We start from the raw sequence: 19742 nt of genomic DNA on the forward strand, positions 1-19742 counted from the left end.
GTTTATCATGCAATCCGGCGGTGCGGGGCTGCGTGGCTATTGCCAAGACAGGGAGGGAGACTTAGGCAGAAAAGATGTGGTTTTCAGGGAGATCGGTCAGAACCATGCTACAGATTTCTTTTTCTACTCAGGTACAGCCTACCGGTGGCGCTCTGGCTATTCTGGTGCCCGAAGGTGACGCGCAGTCTGCATTTTTTCAGACTATGGACAAAGCAACGCATGGCGCATTGAGCCGTGGCGCCAAGGCTGACGGGTTTACTGGCAAGGACGGCACAAGCTGTGTTGTGCTGGCTCCGTCCGACAGTTTTGAGCGCATTGTGCTGGTGGGTGTTGGCAAACCGGGCGATTTGGACGCATGGGGGGCTGAAAAAGCAGGCGGTCTGGCGGCATCCCTTCTGGGGCGTGCGCCCAAAGCGGCGTTGGCCATGGGTGACCTGTCTGGCGAACTGGCGGCACATGCTGCGTTGGGTGCTGTGCTGGGCGCTTACCATTTTGGCCTGTACCAGACCAAAGGTGAGGACGATAAAAAACACGTTCTGGCTGAGCTCTCCGTACTGGGTGACCATTCCGCTGTATCCGAAGAGCTGTGGCCATCCCTGCAGGCCGTGGCACGGGGTGTTCTGCTGACGCGTGACCTTGTGAGCGAACCCGCCAATGTGCTGACACCAGCAGAATTTGCCGAGCGGGCCACAACCCTGCGCGCGTATGGGCTGGAAGTTGAGGTTCTGGACCGTGCAGCCATGGCCAAACTTGGCTTTGGTGCTCTGCTGGGGGTGGCTCAGGGGAGTGCCAACGAACCCCGCACGGTTGTCATGCGCTGGAACGGCGGCAAGGAAGGGGATGCCCCGCTAGCCTTTATTGGTAAGGGCGTCACCTTTGACTCGGGTGGTATTTCCATCAAACCGGCCGCTGGCATGGAAGACATGAAGTGGGACATGGCCGGGGCAGCAACCGTGACCGGGCTTATGGCCTCATTGGCGCTGCGTAAGGCGGAGATCAACGCTGTTGGTCTGGTCGGGCTGGTGGAAAACATGGTGTCCGGCACAGCCCAGCGTCCGGGGGACGTGGTGCGTAGTGCCTCCGGTCAGACGATTGAGGTGCTGAACACGGATGCAGAAGGCCGTCTGGTTCTGGCCGATGTGCTCTGGTATGCGCGGGATCGTTTTGCCCCCCGTCTGATGGTGGATCTGGCAACGCTAACAGGCGCCATTATCGTGGGCCTTGGCCACGAATATGCGGGGCTGTTCTCCAACGATGACGCTCTGGCTGTTGGTCTGTCCGATGCTGGCGCCTTTACGGGGGAAAAGCTGTGGCGGATGCCCATGGCCAAGGAATATGACGCGCTTCTGAAGTCCGATATTGCGGATATGAAGAACATCAGCGGTGGCCGGGCTGGTGGCTCCATTACTGCTGCGCAGTTCCTCAAGCGCTTTGTGGGAGAAACCCCGTGGGCGCATCTGGATATTGCGGGTGTGGCATGGGCCAGCAAGGCCAAAAACGGTCAGCCTAAAGGTGCAACCGGCTTTGGCGTGCGTTTGCTCGACCGGTTTGTACGCAATGGGTTTGAACAGGACTAATTAGTCCTCCCGCCTACCTGCTCGGTTATCCGGGCAGGTAGTTTTTACCGGGCGCGTTTCCAGCCTTTGGCTTCCTGCCGCCAGTAAGCCAGATCGTGCCCGGCCTTCTGGGCTTGTGCCCAGCGTTGGCGTGCAGCGGATACCGCCGTCTCGTCATGCCCGTCAAACAGGTCAAATATTCGCTCAAACCGGGCAGGGTCCGCGCAATTTCTGTTTTCTGTTAAAAACAGAAATCGGGCCTCGTTAGGAACATCATCTTCCATACTTAGCCAGATGGGTTGCAGGTCGGGGCAGGCTATGCCCGCACTGCCGTGGGGGAGCCAGCTTGGGTTGGCAACCTGCCAGAGCGTTTTATCCAGCTCATCCAGCATAGGTTTGCCTGCACACCAGACGACCGCCTTCTGTCCGCTTTCCAGCGTGCGGGAGAGCAGCATGGGTAACGCTTCTGTCAGGCTGGTGCGCGTCAGGTGGTAAAAGCCGATCTGGGTCATATATCAAGTATAACAGTCTTGCCGTGGAGCGGAAAAGAACATGCGCCAAGCGTGTTCTATGCTGCCAGACGGCGTGATGACACAAGGAGAAACCGGCAATGGCCAGAACCATAACGCTGCCAGATGGCACAACTCTGCCCGCACTGGGAGCAGGTACGTGGAATATGGGAGATTCAGCCGCCCGCCGGGACGAAGAAATTGCAAGCCTGCGCTACGCTGTGGAACATGGCGTGCAGGTGGTGGATACAGCGGAAATGTACGGCAATGGCCGGTCGGAAAAACTGGTGGGGGATGCCATAGCCCCCATGCGCAAGCAGGTTTTTCTGGTCAGCAAGGTTTTGCCAACCAACGCATCGGCCAAAGGGGTTGCCCAAAGCTGCCGACGCTCGCTCAAACATCTGGGCACGGGCTGGCTGGATATGTACCTCCTGCACTGGCGCGGCAGCGTTCCACTAGCCGAAACGGTAGAGGCTTTTCGGCAACTCCAGCGCGAGGGGCTGATCCGGCATTGGGGCGTTTCCAACTTTGATACGGATGACGTGCAAGAACTGGAGCAGTGCACCCAACCGGGGGAATGCGCTGTTAATCAGGTGCTGTATAGTTTGGAACATCGCGGGGTGGAGTTCGACCTGCTTCAGGCAGATAGACAGCGCCAGATTGTGACCATGGCCTATTCGCCCATAGGGCAGGGTGGGGCGTTGCTTGCCGACCCGGCACTGGGGCGGGTGGCAGCGCGGCATACAACCTCGCTTGGGGTGGCAACGCCTGCACAGGTGGCGCTGGCATGGGTGTTACGCCAGCCCAATATGCTGGCAATTCCCAAGGCCGGTACGGTTGCGCATATGCAGCAGAACCTTGCCGCGCAGGAACTGGAACTAGGGCCTCAGGATCTTGCGGAACTGGATGCCGCTTTTGCGCCCCCCAAAAGCAAACAACCACTGGCCATGATCTGACCTAGTGGAACCCACCATCCTCAGACACGGGGCGCAGCCCTACGCGTATGGTCAGTGTTTGGGGGTGGTTGTTACGCAAAATGGCCAGTGCTGCATCGCTGCCCGGTTTGGCAACAGCTATGGCGCGAATCATCGCACGGGCCGTATCCACATGCTCCCCATTAAGCATGGTGATAATGTCCCCCCTGTGCAGTCCTCCACGCGCGGCAGGGCTGTCGCGGTCCACTTCCGTGACCTTGGCGCCGTTGTGGGTGACAACATCATCCAGCGTGGCGCCCAGCCAGCCCCGGTCTATGTGCCCGGTCTGGCGCAAGGTTTCCACAATGGGGATGACAATTTCGGACGGAATGGAAAAGCCCAGCCCAACGGACCCGCCAGTGGGGGAGACAATGGCGGTGTTCAGCGCGACAACCTGCCCGGCAAGGTTGAACGTTGGCCCCCCCGAGTTACCGGGGTTTATAGGGGCGTCCAGTTGCAGGAAATCATCAAACGGGCTGGCGCCAATGTCCCGCCCGCGGGCGGAAACAATGCCCGCCGTTACGGAAGATCCCAGACCAAACGGGTTCCCCGCCGCCATAATCCAGTCCCCGACCTGCACCTGCCTGCTGTCCCCCCATTCCACATAGGGTAGTGCTTCGGGGCTGATGATTTTGATGACGGCAATATCCGTCAGCGGGTCCACGCCCACCAGTGTTGCCGTAAATTCCTTACCGTTGGTGAGTGAGACGGTAATGGTGTCCGCATCCTCCACCACGTGCCCGTTGGTGACAATAAAACCACTGGGATCAACCACAAAGCCGGACCCCGCTTCCAGCAGTTCATCACCATGATGGCGCATGCGCTCGCGGTAACGCCGCTCTAGCGGAGTCCCTTTGACGGAGGATGGCAGTTTGTGGTGGCTGTTGGCTGCTGAATCATCCCGCGTGACGGCAATATTGACCACGGCAGGCACCACTTTGCGCACAAGGGGAGCAAAGCTGACCGGCCCTGTGGTGACAAGCGGCGTGGCCGGAGCAAACGATGGCAGCGTACCAGCCCGTGCCGTTCCATCGGTCAGGAGCGGCGCGCAGCACAGGTAAGCCAGTGCCATGGAAGGCAGGCTGTGCAGCAGTCTGTTCATAAAAGCGGTGCCAAGGAGCCAAGCATATGAACTTTAGGCCATGTTTGGCAGGCTTGTGCAACCATGCTGGGCGGCAGAGGGAGGATATGCGCGTTTTTTAACACTTTTTGGCTCAGGCAAAGGAAGGGCGGCGTAAGGCCATTCAGGTTGGGCGTTGTCGTGGTCGGGCTGGTGCAAGGGCTGGGTTTTCTGGCCAGTCATGGCGTGGGTAGCGGCCCCGCATGTCTCGTCGCATATCGGCCCATCCGCCTTGCCAGAATCCGCCAAGGTCCGCCGTTATCGCCTGTGGTCGTCCAGCGGGGGAAAGCAGGGCCAGACGGAGCGGCACCCGTCCGCCAGCCAAAAGGGGTGTTTGGTCTGTTCCATAAAAAACCTGCGCACGGGCGGAGGCTACGGGGACAGGCTGCGTATAATCCACTTCTGCCCGGCCACCGGGGAAGGGAAGGTGGGTTGGCAGTTCCCGCTCTAGCCATTGGTATTGGCTGTAAGTCAGCAGGTTGCGGAGGAGGGAATGAATGTCCAGCGTCTTTATGGCGGCAACGGATGTACAGTCAGCCATGTAAGGCGCCAGCCAGATCTCCACAGTGCTTGCTAGTGCGGGGGAGGCAAAATCTGGCCAGGTTTCCGTCTCATCTTTCGGGTCGGCTGCAGGTTCGGTGGGGGCATGTATGCTGCGAGCCAACGCAACGCGGGCCTGCAACTGCCGGACTGCGTCTGTCCAGTTCAGGGCCGTTTCCAAATTGTCCCGCGCATGGAGCAGGAGCAGAGTGGCGGCTTCTTCCGGTTTGACCTTTTCTGTCCGGTCCTTGAGCACAAGGCAGCCAATGCGTGTGCGCCTGCGTGCCAGAATATTGCCCGATACAGGGTCGAGCATTGTTTCCACCTGTTCATGCGTGCGTTCCAGCAACGCAGGGGGGAGGGCATTCGGGTCCAGCGGTGCGGCCAGCCGAATTTCCGCCGCTGTGCGCAGGTGTAACCCGGCAATGGCCAGCAGGCGGTGCTGGCTTAGGCCATCGTCACGCTTCAGGCGTGCATTGCTGCCATTGGCCAGCCGGTAGCTGCCGGGTTCTCCCCGGCATAGGGCAATGCGGTCCGGGAACCCGGCGGCAAGCAAGGCTGCCGGGTCGCCTTGTGCGGGCAGATTATGGGGGATGCTTAGCCGGGAGCGGAAGCGTTTTGCGGCCAGCCGGATGCGGCTTAATGCGCCCCGGTCTGCATCTGGGTGGTTGTCACCCGCAATCAGGTCCAGCCTCAGGCTAATATCCGCAGGTGGTATTGCGGGTGGCCTGCCTTGGGCGGTCTGGCGTGGGCGTAGCGGGTCTCGTTCTTCCAGCAGGGCGGCCAAATCTGCTGCCATGGCGGCTTCTTCTGCCGTGCGTGCGGCCAGCAGCATGGCTGCCAGCCTTGGGTGCGTACCCAGTTGGGCCATGCGGCTACCCAGTTGGGTAATGTGCCCGTCCTCATCCAGTGCGCCAAGTTGGTGCAGCAGGTCTCGTGCTGCGGCAACGGCACTGCCGGGGGGCTGGTCGGGGAGGGGTAGGGTGTCGGTTGTGCCTACTGTTTCAGCCCACAAGGCGGTTGCCAGAACGTAGTCCGACAGGTCAGCTTCCAGAATTTCGGGCCGGTCGTGCTGGGGCATGGCGCGCTGAGTGTGTGCGCTCCATAGGCAATAGGCTGTTCCTGGCGCCTCTCGGCCCGCGCGTCCGGCACGTTGGCGGGCGGCCGCCTTGGAAATACGGAGTGTTTCCAACCGCGAAAGTCCGGCCCCCGCATCAAACCGTGGTGCGCGGCGGTACCCGCAATCCACAACAACGCGCACACCGGGCACTGTTAGCGATGTTTCCGCAATGGAGGTGGCCAGAATAACGCGCCGTTCCCCGGTGTTGGCAGGTTGGAGCACACGGGCCTGTTCTGCCGGATGCAGTTCCCCATGGAGTGGCAGAACGGTAGCCTTTACCCCATCCAGCAACTGGGCTGTACGCCGGATTTCCCCCGTGCCGGGTAAAAAAGCCAGAATATCGCCCTCTGTTTCTGCCAGAGCCTGCCGAATACCCGCAGCGGTGGCTGGGGCAATGTCGCGCAAGGTGGGAATGTCCTTTTTGGAATGGTGGACTTCCAGCGGGAACATGCGGCCTTCGCTGGTCAGAACCGGGGCCTGCATCAGGTTTGCCAGCCGTTCCGTTTCCGCCGTGGCGGACATGGCGACAAGGCGCAGGTCGGGCCTGAGGGTGCGTTGCAGGTCAAGGCAGAAGGCCAGCGCCAGATCCGCTTCCAGCGAGCGTTCGTGCACTTCGTCCAGAATAACGCAGGCCACATCCTCCAGCATGGGGTCTCCCAGCAGGCGGCGCAGGAACAGTCCTTCCGTCAGCACTTCAATGCGCGTGCGGGCCGATACGGCGCTGTCTATGCGGGTGCGATACCCAACAAAACCCCCTGCTTCCTCCCCCATAAGGGAGGCAATGCGTTGGGCGGCAGCGCGTGCTGCCAGCCTGCGGGGTTCAAGCATAATAACCCGCCCGCTTTCGCCACGCCATGCGCAGGCCGCGAGCACCGGAGGAATAGAGGTGGTTTTGCCCGCACCCGGAGGGGCCACCACAATAGCGCTGGCAGCGCGTTCGGGTGTTGGCTCCACTGCCAGAACCCTACGGAGTTCTGGCAGAATATCCTTGACCGGCAGGCCATCTGCAATCTGGTCCGGGTCGGAAAAAAAGGGCTGGGCTATCATGCCGCTACTTATGGCGGTCCCACGCTCTGGCTGCAATGTCTGCCCACCGTCCCCATGCTCTGGTGCAGGCATGGGGGAGATTTAGATGCGGGGCCTGGTGCCGTTACTGTGCTTTTGTTGTGGTGGGTAGTTTGAGAAAACCCGGTTTGGGAGAAAGCGTTTTTGGTGTTGTCTGCGTCGAGGCATCATCCGTGCCAGCCGGGAAAATGGCGTTGGGCTCGCTGTCCTGCGTGGCGGCAGGTGCCGTGCTGGTGCTGGCTGCATCCGCGCTGCTTGATGCAGGCACTGGTGCCGTTGAGGTGCTAGCGGGGGCGCTGGTGTTGGATGTGTCTACCGCTGCTGGTGTGCCCGTCAGGCTGTTTGTCTCTGCCGCAGCGCCAGCCACAGGGGGCGTGTCGGTCAGAGACTGGGTTTGAATAGCGTTGTTCATGGGGGTGCCACCCGCATCAACCAGCCATTTGTTCAGAGAGTTGCGGACCTGATACTCGAATTCGACATTGATGGTCTGCATCATGTCTTTTGTGATTTCGTACAGGTTTGCCGGGCTTTCCACATCCTGCGAAGGATCGGGGTGCAGGGTTTGCGTTGCCTGTGCGGAGGCAGACGCAACACGTTGACCTTCGGGGTTGAGAATATCCAGATGAATATTCATCTGCCCGTCCAGCGTGCCGCCCGGCTGATGCAGGATAAATGCCCGGTCAATAACAAAATGGGCCGTGCTGGCGGCCGTGGCATTGCCTGTTGCAATCAGCCGGTCCGCTGCCATCTGCCGCAATGCGTGGTCGGGGGGAGAGGGAGATTTGTACCCTATGTCGCCCGGCTCGGGGTTGGTAACGGAATTGTCCACAACATCCAGGGTTGCCACGTTGAGGTGCATCTGACCGAGATAGTCGTAGGTCAGAGGGGTAAACTGCGTTGGCTGCTTCTGCTCCGCGCACCCTGCCAGCACAGCGGGGAGAGCAAGGGTTGCGACCAGATGGGAAAGACGCATACGGGGGAACAGCATCATGGCTCAACCTCTTTGCAGCCGACTGAAATAATCCAACATGGCCCCGGTGCCGGGGCCTTAATGCACCCCGGTCAATCTGGGCCGGGGTGAGGGTACCGTCAACAGTGTCTGATGGGATAGAGTTCCCCTAGCCTGCGGCGGATGCAATGTCCTTGCGTGGAAAATGAAAATCCTTGTTGCAGAACTCACACGTCATGACGATCGTGTTGTTGTCCACGCACATATGGTCCAGATCATCTTCGGGAAAACGCTTGAGCACGTCCACCAGTCTGGCGCGGGAGCAACGGCAGCCAAAGGCCAATGCCCGAGCGTGGCTGACATGCAGGTCTTCCTCGTGGAACAGCCTGTGCAGGAGCTGCGGGGCGGGCAGGGCATCGTCCAGAAGTTCACCCACGGTGAGCGTGGTTGCCAGAATTGTGGCTGTCTCCCAGCTACTATCACCCTGCGTAGTAGTGTCCTGCACCGGCGTATCGGTGTCCGCCGTGCCGCCTTGCCCGGCAATGCGTTCCAATACCAGCGCACCCGACCGCCACCCTGCATCGGTCATTTTACAGGCAAGCATAATCCAGCAGGCGTGTTGTTCACTTGTGGCAAAGTAATGCGTGGCCATTGCCGCCAGATCATTCCCGGCAATTTCCACAATGCCCTGATGGCGTTCCATGTCCGGCCCCTGATCCACGGTCAGGGCCATATAGCCGTTACCCACCAGTTCCCTGTCCGTGGGGGAAGGGTTGCTGGCCAGCAGGGCTTCCAGCGCGGGTTCATCCGTGCGGGCATAAAAGCGCAGGGCGCCATCATGCGTGCAGTCTGCCACCAGCATGGAAACCGGGCCATCGCCCTTGATCTGGAGAGAGAATGACCCCTGAAATTTGAGGGCGGAAGCCAGCGCGGCAACAAGAGCCAGCGCCTTGCCCGCAAGGGCCGTAACCTGTGCTGGGTTGTCGTGGCGGGTCAGCATGGCGTCTGCCAGCACACCAAGGCGGATCAATCGCCCACGGACCGGACGGCCAGCCAGATAGAAGGGCGTTACACCGCCCGGAACCACCAGACCGGGCACATCGGGGCGGTCACGGTCGAGAAAAGCCGGTTTTTCCATAAAAATGTTCTATCCTGCCAAAAACAAAAATCAGCGTCAGACTTGCGCTGAAATATCCAGTTCCAGTTTTTCAAGCTGCTGCTCAAGGGTGCGGGCTGCATCGGGGGCAAGGCCAACAGAGTCGGTCAGGGCGCGGAGCAGGCCTTTGCGGCAGGCATCGTGCTCCATGTCCAGATCGCCTGCGCGGCCACATCCGGCCAGACAGTCCAGATAAGAGGCGCGGAAAGGAGCCAGTTTATCCGCCGCAAACGGAAGGGTGGCCAGAATGCTGTCCAGCGCGGGTTCAACCCAGCCGGGAACACTCGGCGTGTCTTCTGTGGTGGTCGGTGAGACTGTTCTTTCCGCATCGCTCATCTGTTTATTCCTTGCCAAAGGAGGTCCAACCGGAGCCTCCCATTGTCCATGCCAGAACACCCTTTTGGGCGTGCAGGCGGTTCTCAGCCTCATCAAACACAACGGAATGTGGGCCTTCAAACACGTCCTGCGTGACTTCCTCCCCAATATGGGCAGGCAGGCAGTGCATGAACAGGGCATCGGGGGCGGCCAGAGCCATCAATTTTGCATCTACCCGGTACGGTTCCAGCAAGGTCATGCGGGATGCGGCCTCTTCGTGCGAGTCGGACATGCTGATCCATGTGTCCGTTACAATGCAGTCAGCTTTTTCCACCGCAGCACGTGGGTCTTCCATCCACTCCACATCGCCGCCTTCCTGCTTGGCCCAGTCCAGCACGGCCTGTGGGGGCTTCATTTTGGCAGGCGTTGCCGCCCGGAGCCGGAAGCCAAAGCGGACAGCGCCTTCAATAAGCGAGACCAGAACGTTGTTGCCGTCCCCCGTCCACGCAAACGTGCGACCGCGGACCGGACCACGATGTTCTTCAAACGTCATGATGTCCGCCAGAATCTGCACGGGGTGGGAGTGCGGGGTCAGCCCGTTAATGACCGGGCTTGTGCTCCAGCGTGCAAGTTCGTGCAGGTTTGTGGTGTTGCCCGTCCGCAGCACAATGGCATCCACAAAGCGGGAGAGAACGCGGGCCGTATCGGCCAGTGTTTCCCCCCGTCCAATCTGCATGTCCTGCGGGCTGAGAACAACGGCATCCCCCCCAAGCTGGCGCATACCGACTTCGAAGGAAACGCGGGTACGTGTGGAGGGTTTGGAAAGGATAAGCCCAAGCTGCCGCCCCGCCAGCGGCTGGCGGGGGTGGAGCGGGAAGCGGCGGTTCTGCTGCATCCGCTTCATGCTGCTGGCAACGTCCAGAATCTGGCGCAGGGTTGCCCCATCCAGATCCTTGAGGTCCAGAAAATGACGAAGCCCCGTCTGCACCGGTGTGATGGAAGAGGTGGAAAGAGCGGCGCTCATGGGGTTGTCTCCAGAACTGACTTGTTTTTGTTATCGGGTGTGCTTCTCAGGTTGGATACAGCCTGAACCAGCATGGCCACGACCTTGCGGCAGTCTTCTTCGGTTACGGTCAGCGGCGGCACAAGGCGCAGTACGTTGTCGCCCGCTGTTACACATAGCAGCCCGGCTTCCTGCGCTGCGGCCTGCACATCGCCCACTGCGGGAACGCAACGCAGCCCTATCAGCAGGCCCAGACCACGGCGCTGGGCAAAAATGTCCGGTGCATCGGCCACAAGGCTGTCCAGCAGTTCATCCAGCAACGCAGCGCGGGTGCAAATCTGGTCCATAAAGCCGGGGGCCAGCAAAACGTCCAGCACCGCGTTGGCGGCGGCGCAGGCCAGCGGGTTGCCACCAAATGTGGTGCCATGTGTGCCTGCGGTCATGGCTTTTGCCACGGCTTCCGTCGCCAGAATGGCCCCGATGGGGAAGCCCCCTCCAAGTCCTTTGGCCGAACTCATGACATCGGGGGTAATGCCTGCCCACTGGTGGGCGAACAGGCGACCGGTACGGCCAACACCACTCTGCACTTCGTCCAGCGCCAACAGCACGCCGGTCTCATCGCAAAGGGCACGCAAGGCGCGCAGATATTCCACACTGGCGCATTTAATGCCGCTTTCGCCCTGAATAGGCTCCAGCATAACGGCAGCCGTACGTGGGTTTATGGCGGCTTTTACGGCCTCAATATCGTTAAAGGGGACATGCACAAAGTCTGCAACCGGCGTGCCAAACCCTTCCAGATACTTTGGGTTGCCCGTGGCGGAGAGCATGGCCAGCGTACGACCGTGGAAGGCCCCATCCATGCAGATGATTTCGGTCCGCTCTGGGTGGCCTGCCATCATTTGCGCACGGCGGGCCATCTTGACCATGCCTTCGTTGGCTTCAGCCCCCGAATTGCAGAAAAAAGCACTATCGGCAAACGTGTTGGCCACCAGCCGCTCGGCCAGTTTTTCCGCCTGCGGAATGCGGAACAGGTTTGAAACATGCATAACCCGCGCAGCCTGCTGGCTTATGGTCTGCACCAGATGCGGGTGCGCATGGCCGAGGGAGCAAGTGGCAATGCCAGCAGCAAAATCCAGAAATCGTCGTCCATCAGATGCGTACAGCCAAGAGCCTTCTCCCCGCTCAAAGGCGAGGTCGGCACGCTTATAGGTCGGCATCAGGGGAGGAATCATGGAATCTGGTCTTTATGTTGGTGGTTATCAAACCTGAATGATGGAATCTGGAACAGCGCAAAACGAAAAACGCCCGCTACCATAAAAGGGTGGAGCGGGCGGCCCGTTGCGCATCCCGCATAATGCCGTGTTCATGTTGCGGGAGTCAAACTTCTGAATTGAAAATTTCGCATACCTCATATGTGTTTCATCGTTTTAAGCCGGGGTGAGCAGTGGCACGGAACCGCAACATGAGCCTAATATCCATAACTATGGAAAAGAGCGCGCCTCCTCCCTTTACCTGCCCACCGCCACAGCGATCTTCCTTGCGGGAGGCGGCTCTGACGCATCTGGCGCGGTTTGGCACAACCCGGCAGGGGTTGGAGCAGGTGTTGCTGCGCCGCCTTGCCCGCTGGGGGCAAAAAGCCACACGCGCCGGGGACTGTGCGGAGGCCGTGGCCGAACAGGTGGCAGCCCTGCACCCCGTAGTAACGGCAGTTGTGGATGATATGGTGCGGCTGGGTGCGGTGGATGATGCGGTTTTTGCCCGCTCCCGCGTGCGACGGCTTGTGCGGTCCGGGCGGTCTACCCGCGCGGTGCAGGCGCATCTGGCGGCCAAAGGTGTTGCTGCTGATGTGCGGGATGAGGCGCTGGATACAGCCGTGGGCGCACTTGGCCCGGCCGAGCGGGAGCTGTGTGCTGCGCTTGTGCTGGCACGCAAGCGCAGGCTGGGGCCGTTTGCGCGGGAGCCCGTTGGGCTGGATGAGGATGAGACAGGTCGTCTGACCCGCCAGAACAAAGCCTTGGGCGTGCTGGCGCGGGCGGGGTTTGCGCGCGATGTCGCCCAGCGTGTGCTGGATATGCAGGGTGAAGAGGCGGAGGACTGGATGGACCGTTTGAGGGCCGAGTCGTGAACGGCCGGTATGTTTGTCTGGCTCTGCCTCTGCTGTTGGCCGCCTGTGCTGGCGGAGGGCATGGTAGCTGGCACGGGGCGTTGCAGTGCGCACCCTATGCGCGGGAACATTCCGCCATCAACCTGCGCGGAGACGCGGCATCCTGGTGGTGGCAGGCGCAGGGGCAGTATGCGCGGGCTTCCAACCCCAAAGCGGGCGATGTGCTGGTGTTCCGTTCATCCCACAGGTTGCCTTCGGGGCATGTTTCCGTCGTTCGGGAGGTGCGCAATAACCGTCTGGTTCTGGTGGACCACGCCAACTGGGAACCGGGGGAGGTAACGCGCCATGCGCCGGTGCAGGATGTGTCCCCCCGTAATGACTGGACACGGGTGCGGGTATGGTGGTCCCCTGTGCATGCCTTTGGCAAAACGGTTTATCCCACCTATGGGTTTATAGAACCTTATGGGCCGGGGAACAGTTAGGCAGGACGTTTGTCCGGGAGCAAACAAGGAAAAACTTGCATCACGGCGTGTTCCCCCTCATGTACAAAAGCGAATAAGGCAAGCAGACTGGCCGCGTATGCGCGCCGCTAAGGTTAAGGAAGAGTGGAATGGGCAGCTTGAGCATCTGGCACTGGCTTATTGTTCTGGTGGTCGTGCTGGTGTTGTTTGGCGGTGGCGGCAAAATCAGCACCATCATGGGGGATATGGCCAAGGGCATTAAATCCTTCAAAAAGCACATGGCGGATGATGAGCCGATGGAAGACAGCACCCCACGCCCGGGTACGGGGCACATTGCGCCTCCTCCTGTGTCTGCTGCCGAGCACGCTAATGCTCCGGTGGACAAGCCAGTCCAGCACTAACCCTCGCTGAGGAAGGCTAACAGCACCATGACGGATAACGCCACCACGGGTTTTGTCCGGGGCGCGCAGGATATTGTGCGGGCAGGTCAACGGCTGGATGCGCGCGGCTGGGTGCCAGCCACGGCAGGTAACATTAGTTGCAGGCTGCCGGATGGCCGCATCGCTATTACGCGTTCAGGCTGCCATAAGGGTTTTTTGAGCGAGGCGGATGTTATAACCGTGGATCTGGCGGGGCAGCCTCACCAGCCGCAGAACAGGCCGAGTGCTGAGACCCTGCTGCACTGTCAGGTCTATCGGTTGCTGCCCAATGTGGGCGCTGTGCTGCATGGTCATTCCGTGGCGTCCACCGTTCTGTCCATGACCGAGCCGTCTGACGCCATTGTTCTGGAAGGTTACGAGGTCCAGAAGGTGTTTGAAGGGCAGTCCACGCATGACGCCACCGTGCGTGTGCCGCTTTTTGCCAATGATCAGGATATTGCCCGTCTGGCGCGCGAGGTGGAGCCATTTTTTGCGGACATGCCCGCAGGCTACATTATTCGTGGCCATGGTGTGTATGTGTGGGGCAAGAACATGGACGCAGCCCTAGCCCGATTGGAAGGGCTGGAATTTCTGCTGGCCTGCGTGCTGGAAAGAAGGAAGCTGGGAAAATGAGCAGCCTGCGTGTGTTTGAAGACAGCCGCCCCGGTGTGCCGTTGTTGCAGACGCAGGATGCTGTGGAAATTGCAGCGGCTCTGGCCCCGTTTGGTATCCGTTTTGAACGGTGGGACGACGTGCAGCCACCCCCAAAGGACGCGGATGAAGCCACCGTGCTGGCGACCTATCGCCCTTGGCTGGACCGGCTGATGGGAGAAACCGGAGCAGGGTCGGCCGATGTGCTGCGCGTTACCCCCCAGACGCCCAACAAGGAAGCCCTGCGCAGCAAGTTCCTGTCCGAACATACGCATAGCGAGGATGAAGTCCGGTTTTTTGTGCATGGCGGGGGGCACTTCATCATGCACATCAACGACCGGGTTTACGATGTGGAATGCACGCAGGGTGATCTGATTTCCGTGCCTGAAGGGTATAAGCACTGGTTTGACGCAGGACCTCAGCCCGATATGGTGACCCTGCGTATTTTTACCCATAAGGAAGGCTGGGTGGCCCGTTATACGGGGGCGGACATCGCCCGCCAGTTCCCGGCCTTTCCCAGCTGAACAGATACGGAAAGCATGATGCAGAATACGGGTTCAGGCACGCCACGCGTGGTGCTGCTGGATATTGAAGGCACAACCCTGCCGGTGGCGTTCGTGCATAAAGTGCTGTTTCCCTACGCACGGGCGCATCTGCCTGCTTTGCTTGCGCAGCAGCACGACAATCCGGTTGTAAAACAGGCACTGGCGGAAACCGCGCAACTCGCCCCCGGCGTGCCTGCGGCCGAACAGCTTGAACGCTGGATGGATGCGGACGCCAAGGTGGTTCCGCTCAAAAGTTTGCAAGGGCTTTGCTGGGAACAGGGCTATCGTCAGGGCGAACTGGTGGCGGAGCTGTATGCCGATGTGGTGCCCACGCTCAAGGCATGGAAGGGCGCGGGGTTGACGCTGGCGGTTTATTCCTCTGGCTCCAAAGCCGCGCAGAAGCTGATTTATGGCTACACGGAGCAGGGGGACGTTACCCCACTGTTCAGTGCGTTCTTCGATCTGGAAGTGGGCGGTAAAAAAGACGCGGCCAGCTATCGCACCATTGTGCAGCAGGCAGGCTGGGCCCCGGCGGATGTGCTGTTTCTCTCGGATGTGGTGGCTGAACTGGATGCGGCTGCACAGGCCGGGTTGCAGGTTTGCCAGATTGCCCGCCCGGAGGATGGAACGGTGGCGGGTTCACAACACAAGGTAGCGGCCTCCCTGCCTGAGGCAGCCCGTCTGTTTGGTCTGCCTGAAGGAGCGTAAAAGGTCGATGACGATCAGCCTGCACACCAACTGGCGGGATATTCCCGCAGAGGCCTATGGCTGTGCCGCCGCACTGGGTAATTTTGATGGCGTGCATCTGGGCCACGCCCATTTGCTGCGGTCTGTTTTTGCCGCCCGCCCGGACCTGCCTCCGGCTGTTGTTACGTTTGAGCCGCACCCGCGTGAACTTTTCCGCCCTCAGGACCCACCTTTCAGGCTGACCCTCTCGGCCGAGCGGCTGGAAGCTCTGCGCGCCCTTGGTGTGCGGCATGTTTTTCAGATCGGGTTTGACAAGGCTTTTTCCGAGCTGACAGCGGAACAGTTTGTGGAGGATGTGCTGCATAACGCCCTGCGCCTGCGCCATGTTGGTTGCGGGCCAGACTTTGCCTTCGGGCACAGACGGGGTGGGAATGTGGCGTTTCTGGCGGAACGCACGCATGAACTGGGCATGGGCTTTACAGCTGTGCAGGCATTGTCCGATCAGGGTGGGCCTTTTTCCTCTTCCCGCATCCGCCGTCTGTTGCAGGATGGCTACCCGCGTGAAGCTGCGGGGGAGTTGGGGCGTTTGTGGTGCATTCGGGGTGTTGTGCAGCATGGGGACAAGCGCGGCAGGCTGCTGGGCTTTCCCACCGCTAATATTCCGCTCGGGCGGCACCTTGAGCCAGCACGAGGGGTGTACGCCGTTACAGTCCGGCTGCCGGATGGGCAGACCCGTTATGGCGTTGCCAATGTTGGCCGTCGTCCAACCATTAATGATGGGCAGGAAAGTCGGCTGGAAGCGCATCTTTTTGATTTTGAAGGTGACCTGTACGGGCAGGAGCTTTCCGTCTCGTTGCACTGTCTGCTGCGGGAGGAAAAACGCTTTGCCGGGTTGGATGCGCTCAAAAACCAGATCGCACAGGATGCCGCGCAGGCCCGGCTGGCGCTGGATACGGAACTCCCTCCAAATTGAGCAAAAAGCAGCAGGCAGGGCCGGGTTGAACAGCCCAACCCGGTTTGGCGCTTGACCCTGAGCTTTTCCTTTTTGATAAGACAGTAACGACCAAGGCGGTGTGGGGCCAAAAGCCAGCCATACCGTGAACCCGAACCAAAGTGACCTCAGCCTCCCATGACCTCATCGAGCAGCGAACCCGACAAGACATCCCTGGCCGACCAGTATCGTAATACGGTGTTTCTGCCACGGACCTCTTTTCCCATGCGTGGCAACCTGCCGCAGCAGGAGCCAAAATGGCTGGAAAAATGGCGTGCAAGCGGGCTGGATGAACGGTTGAAGCAGCAGGCGGAAGGTCGCCCGACCTTTACGCTGCATGATGGCCCTCCCTACGCAAATGGGCACCTGCACATTGGTCACGCTCTGAACAAGATCAACAAGGACGTTATTAACCGCGCACACCGCATGGCGGGGTATGCAGTGCGTTACGTGCCGGGTTGGGACTGCCACGGCCTGCCAATTGAGTGGAAGGTGGAAGAGGAATATCGCAAGGCCAAGCGGGACAAGGATTCCGTCCCTGTTCTGGAGTTCCGTGCCGAATGCCGCAATTACGCAGGCAACTGGCTGAACATCCAGATGGAGGAATTCCAGCGCCTTGGTGTGCAGGCGGAATGGCAGAACCGTTACGCAACCATGGATTTTTCGTCCGAGGCGGCGATTGCGGAAGAAATTGGTCGTTTTCTGCTAAATGGCAAGCTGTACCGTGGCCTGCGCCCGGTTATGTGGAGCCCGGTTGAAAAAACAGCTCTGGCAGAAGCCGAAATCGAATATCACGACCATACCTCCACAACCATTCTGGTCGCGTTCCCTGTGGTCAAGGACCCAACGCCAGCCCATGCGCTGGAGGATGTGTCCGTTGTTATTTGGACCACAACGCCGTGGACCATTCCGGGTAACCGCGCTCTGGCTTACGGGCCGGACATTACGTACGTGGTCCTGCGGGTGGATGAAACCGGGGAAGGTGCAATGCTGGAACCGGGCGCGCGCGTGCTGGTAGCCGAGGCGCTGGTCGAGTCCTTTTGTCAGGAAGCGCACGTTACCGCGCATCATGTGCTCTACACCCTGCCGGGTAGTGCGTTGGCTGGGGCCGTGTGTGCCCATCCGCTCCGTGGTGCGGGTTATGACTTTGATGTGCCCATGCTGGCGGGTGAATTTGTTACCACGGAAGCAGGCACCGGCCTTGTGCATCAGGCTCCCGCGCACGGGGAGGATGACTTTCTGCTCTGCCGCGCCAATGGCGTGGATGTGCCCGAGGTTGTGCAGGCAGATGGGACCTATGCACCGTGGGTTCCGGGCTTTGCCGGGGTGCATGTGTTCAAGGCGGCGGATGTGGTGTGCGCTACGCTGACCAGCGTTATGGAGCGCGCTAACGCAGCCGGCACGGCGCCAGCCGGGTTGGTTGGACGTGGTCAGATTGTGCATTCCTACCCGCATTCATGGCGGTCACGCGCCCCCATTATCTACCGGGCGACCCCTCAGTGGTTCATCCGTATGGATGGTGAGAATGCCCTGCGGGAGAACGCGCTCAAGGCGTTGGAAAACGTAACGTTTGTCCCCGCGCAGGCTCGTAACCGCCTGACCTCGATGATCCGCACCCGCCCGGACTGGTGCATTAGCCGCCAGCGCGCATGGGGCGTTCCCATTGCCGTGTTTGTGGAAAAACGGACAGGCGAAGTACTGCGTGACCCTGCGGTGATGCAGCGTGTGGTGGATGCCTTCCGCTCCGAAGGTGCAGATGCGTGGTACCAGTCCGAACCCTCCCGTTTTCTGGGGGAAGGCCGCAACCCGGATGATTACGAACAGGTGTTCGATATTGTTGATGTCTGGTTTGAGAGCGGCTCCACCCACGCATTTGTTCTGGGGCGGCCGGGGCTGAGCTTCCCCGCTGATCTGTATCTGGAAGGGTCGGACCAGCATCGTGGTTGGTTCCAGTCCTCCCTGCTGGAGAGCGTGGGAACCCGTGGTGTTTCGCCCTACAAGGCGCTGGTCACCAATGGGTTTGTGCTGGACGAGCAGGGCCGCAAAATGTCCAAGTCCTTGGGCAATGTCATTGCCCCGCAGGACGTGAACGACAGCATGGGCGCGGATGTTCTGCGCCTGTGGGTGATGAATTCCGATACCAATGACGATTTGCGCATTGGTAAGGAAATTCTCAAACAGCAGGGCGAACTGTACCGCCGTCTGCGCAACACGTTGCGCTGGCTGCTGGGTGGTCTGGATGGCTTTACCGAGGCAGAAGTTGTGCCATACGCAGAGCTGCCGGAGCTGGAACGCTGGGTGCTGCACCGCCTGACCGAACTAGGTGGGTTGGTGGCCCGTGCGGTGGAAACGCACGAATGGGTTGGGGTTTACCCGGCACTGCATGGCTTCTGCACAACCGATCTGTCCGCCTTTTACTTCGATATCCGTAAGGATGCGCTGTATTGCGATGCACCGTCCAATCCGACCCGTCGCGCTGTGCGCACGGTGCTGGACGTGCTGCACCGCTGCCTGACAACGTGGCTGGCTCCGGTGCTGGTGTTTACCGCTGAAGAAGCATGGACCGCCCGCTTTGGCGATCAGGCCAGTGTGCATGAACAGGCCTTCCCTGACCTGCCGGTGGAATGGACGGATGCTGAGCTGGAAGAACGCTGGGCCCGTATTCGCTCTGTCCGTCGGATTATTACGACCGAGATTGAAGGCGCACGCCGCGCGGGCACTATCGGCTCTTCCCTACAGGCGCAGGTTGAACTGACCCTGTCGGAAGAAGAAGCTGGTATTTTTGCCGGTGTGAACTGGAGCGAACTGGCCATTGTCTCCCACGTGGAAGTCGTTATCGACCCCACGTCCTCCTCTGTTTATGTGGAAGGGGATGAAGGGGGCGACCTGCATGGCGCACCAGTTGTGCGCGTGGCGGAAGGCGAAAAATGTGCCCGTTGCTGGAAGGTCCTGCCAGAAACAGGGTCGAATCCAGCTTATCCGGGCCTATGCCTGCGCTGTGCTGATGTGGTGGCCCAAAGTGGCTTTGTTAGCGCATCCGTGCAGGAGGGTGCGTGAACAGGCCGTTCATGCTCCGGCCTGCGGGCGTTGGTCTGCTTGTGCTGATGCTGGTCCTCTCGGCGGACCAGTTGAGCAAGTTCTGGATTTTGTATGGGCTGGACCTGCCTGACCGTGGGTCTGTGGCCGTGCTGCCTTTTCTCAACTTCACCATGGTCTGGAACCATGCCGTAACATTTGGCATGTTTGGCGGGCTTGGTGGTGCGGGGCGGATTGTGTTTTCCGTTATCGCAATGGTAGTAGCTTGTTGTCTGCTTGTGTGGATGGTCAGAACCCCCAGCAAGCTGACTGCGGCATGTGTGGGCGCCGTCACCGGGGGTGCCATAGGCAACGTTATTGATCGTGTGCGCTATGGGGCCGTGGTGGATTTTTTGCACGCCCATGCATTCGGATGGTCTTGGTATGTGTTCAATGTGGCTGACTCCGCTATAGTGTGCGCTGTATGCGTATTGCTGTTGCAGAACTTTCTGTCTGATGGACAGCAGGCATCTTAGGCATAGGCAGCCCGCGCCAGAGTGCG

General features: G+C 60.1%; 19 protein-coding genes. 11 read left to right on the plus strand and 8 right to left on the minus strand.

Annotated elements, in window-relative coordinates; all coding sequences use genetic code 11:
• The first annotated feature begins 104 nt into the window (after positions 1-104).
• Complete coding sequence (locus AGA_RS05625; RefSeq protein WP_059023404.1) at positions 105-1577, plus strand: leucyl aminopeptidase; 1473 nt, start codon at positions 105-107, stop codon at positions 1575-1577.
• A 44-nt stretch (positions 1578-1621) separates the two neighbouring features.
• Here the strand turns inward: AGA_RS05625 and AGA_RS05630 are convergent, their stop codons facing one another.
• Positions 1622-2068 (minus strand): DNA polymerase III subunit chi, encoded by a 447-nt coding sequence (locus tag AGA_RS05630; protein WP_059023406.1) that lies wholly within the window; start codon positions 2066-2068, stop codon positions 1622-1624.
• A gap of 98 nt (positions 2069-2166) precedes the next feature.
• On the opposite strand from AGA_RS05630, the gene AGA_RS05635 reads away from it, so the two are divergent.
• Positions 2167-3021: an aldo/keto reductase gene (locus tag AGA_RS05635; RefSeq protein WP_059023408.1), complete on the plus strand. Its 855-nt coding sequence runs from the start codon at positions 2167-2169 to the stop codon at positions 3019-3021.
• A gap of 1 nt (position 3022) precedes the next feature.
• On the opposite strand, the gene AGA_RS05640 is transcribed toward AGA_RS05635, so the two are convergent.
• The 7 genes from AGA_RS05640 to AGA_RS05670 all read right to left on the minus strand — a co-directional run bounded on the left by AGA_RS05640 (position 3023) and on the right by AGA_RS05670 (position 11539).
• A complete protein-coding gene (locus tag AGA_RS05640) occupies positions 3023-4141 on the minus strand; it encodes a S1C family serine protease (RefSeq protein ID WP_059023410.1) in 1119 nt (372 codons plus the stop codon).
• 142 nt (positions 4142-4283) lie between these two features.
• Complete coding sequence (hrpB, locus tag AGA_RS05645; protein ID WP_059024682.1) at positions 4284-6866, minus strand: ATP-dependent helicase HrpB; 2583 nt, start codon at positions 6864-6866, stop codon at positions 4284-4286.
• Positions 6867-6969: 103 nt separating this feature from the next.
• Positions 6970-7875 carry a hypothetical protein gene (locus tag AGA_RS05650; RefSeq protein WP_059023413.1) on the minus strand — a complete coding sequence of 302 codons (906 nt, stop codon included), beginning with the start codon at positions 7873-7875 and terminating at the stop codon, positions 6970-6972.
• Between the two features lie 127 nt (positions 7876-8002).
• The gene (hslO, locus tag AGA_RS05655) at positions 8003-8971 is read right to left on the minus strand and encodes an Hsp33 family molecular chaperone HslO (protein WP_059023414.1); all 969 of its coding nucleotides are present in this window, start codon (positions 8969-8971) and stop codon (positions 8003-8005) included.
• A gap of 36 nt (positions 8972-9007) precedes the next feature.
• On the minus strand, positions 9008-9325 hold the full coding sequence (locus AGA_RS05660) for a hypothetical protein (protein ID WP_059023415.1): 318 nt from the start codon (positions 9323-9325) through the stop codon (positions 9008-9010).
• Positions 9326-9329: 4 nt separating this feature from the next.
• On the minus strand, positions 9330-10328 hold the full coding sequence (gene argF, locus AGA_RS05665) for an ornithine carbamoyltransferase (protein WP_059023417.1): 999 nt from the start codon (positions 10326-10328) through the stop codon (positions 9330-9332).
• Positions 10325-11539, minus strand: coding sequence for an aspartate aminotransferase family protein (locus AGA_RS05670; RefSeq protein WP_059023419.1), 1215 nt, complete (start codon positions 11537-11539; stop codon positions 10325-10327). Before AGA_RS05670 ends, argF begins: the two co-directional genes overlap by 4 nt.
• A gap of 230 nt (positions 11540-11769) precedes the next feature.
• Here AGA_RS05670 and AGA_RS05675 point away from each other — a divergent pair, with 230 nt between their 5' ends.
• From AGA_RS05675 to lspA, 9 genes are all read left to right on the plus strand, one after another.
• Positions 11770-12432 (plus strand): regulatory protein RecX, encoded by a 663-nt coding sequence (locus tag AGA_RS05675; RefSeq protein ID WP_373319910.1) that lies wholly within the window; start codon positions 11770-11772, stop codon positions 12430-12432.
• Positions 12429-12893: a CHAP domain-containing protein gene (locus AGA_RS05680; RefSeq protein WP_083503561.1), complete on the plus strand. Its 465-nt coding sequence runs from the start codon at positions 12429-12431 to the stop codon at positions 12891-12893. Before AGA_RS05675 ends, AGA_RS05680 begins: the two co-directional genes overlap by 4 nt.
• A gap of 128 nt (positions 12894-13021) precedes the next feature.
• Complete coding sequence (locus AGA_RS05685; protein ID WP_059023424.1) at positions 13022-13273, plus strand: twin-arginine translocase TatA/TatE family subunit; 252 nt, start codon at positions 13022-13024, stop codon at positions 13271-13273.
• A gap of 27 nt (positions 13274-13300) precedes the next feature.
• Entirely contained in the window at positions 13301-13924 is a 624-nt protein-coding gene (locus tag AGA_RS05690; protein WP_059023426.1) for a methylthioribulose 1-phosphate dehydratase, read from the plus strand.
• The gene (locus tag AGA_RS05695; protein WP_059023427.1) at positions 13921-14466 is read left to right on the plus strand and encodes a 1,2-dihydroxy-3-keto-5-methylthiopentene dioxygenase; all 546 of its coding nucleotides are present in this window, start codon (positions 13921-13923) and stop codon (positions 14464-14466) included. Before AGA_RS05690 ends, AGA_RS05695 begins: the two co-directional genes overlap by 4 nt.
• A gap of 18 nt (positions 14467-14484) precedes the next feature.
• Positions 14485-15195 carry an acireductone synthase gene (gene mtnC / locus AGA_RS05700; RefSeq protein ID WP_059024683.1) on the plus strand — a complete coding sequence of 237 codons (711 nt, stop codon included), beginning with the start codon at positions 14485-14487 and terminating at the stop codon, positions 15193-15195.
• A 7-nt stretch (positions 15196-15202) separates the two neighbouring features.
• Entirely contained in the window at positions 15203-16147 is a 945-nt protein-coding gene (locus tag AGA_RS05705) for a bifunctional riboflavin kinase/FAD synthetase (protein WP_059023428.1), read from the plus strand.
• Positions 16148-16303: 156 nt separating this feature from the next.
• On the plus strand, positions 16304-19222 hold the full coding sequence (gene ileS, locus AGA_RS05710; RefSeq protein WP_059023429.1) for an isoleucine--tRNA ligase: 2919 nt from the start codon (positions 16304-16306) through the stop codon (positions 19220-19222).
• Positions 19223-19233: 11 nt separating this feature from the next.
• A complete protein-coding gene (lspA, locus tag AGA_RS05715) occupies positions 19234-19716 on the plus strand; it encodes a signal peptidase II (protein ID WP_059023430.1) in 483 nt (160 codons plus the stop codon).
• The last annotated feature ends 26 nt before the right edge of the window (positions 19717-19742 follow it).

The organism is Acetobacter ghanensis, from assembly GCF_001499675.1.
Lineage (GTDB): Bacteria > Pseudomonadota > Alphaproteobacteria > Acetobacterales > Acetobacteraceae > Acetobacter > Acetobacter ghanensis.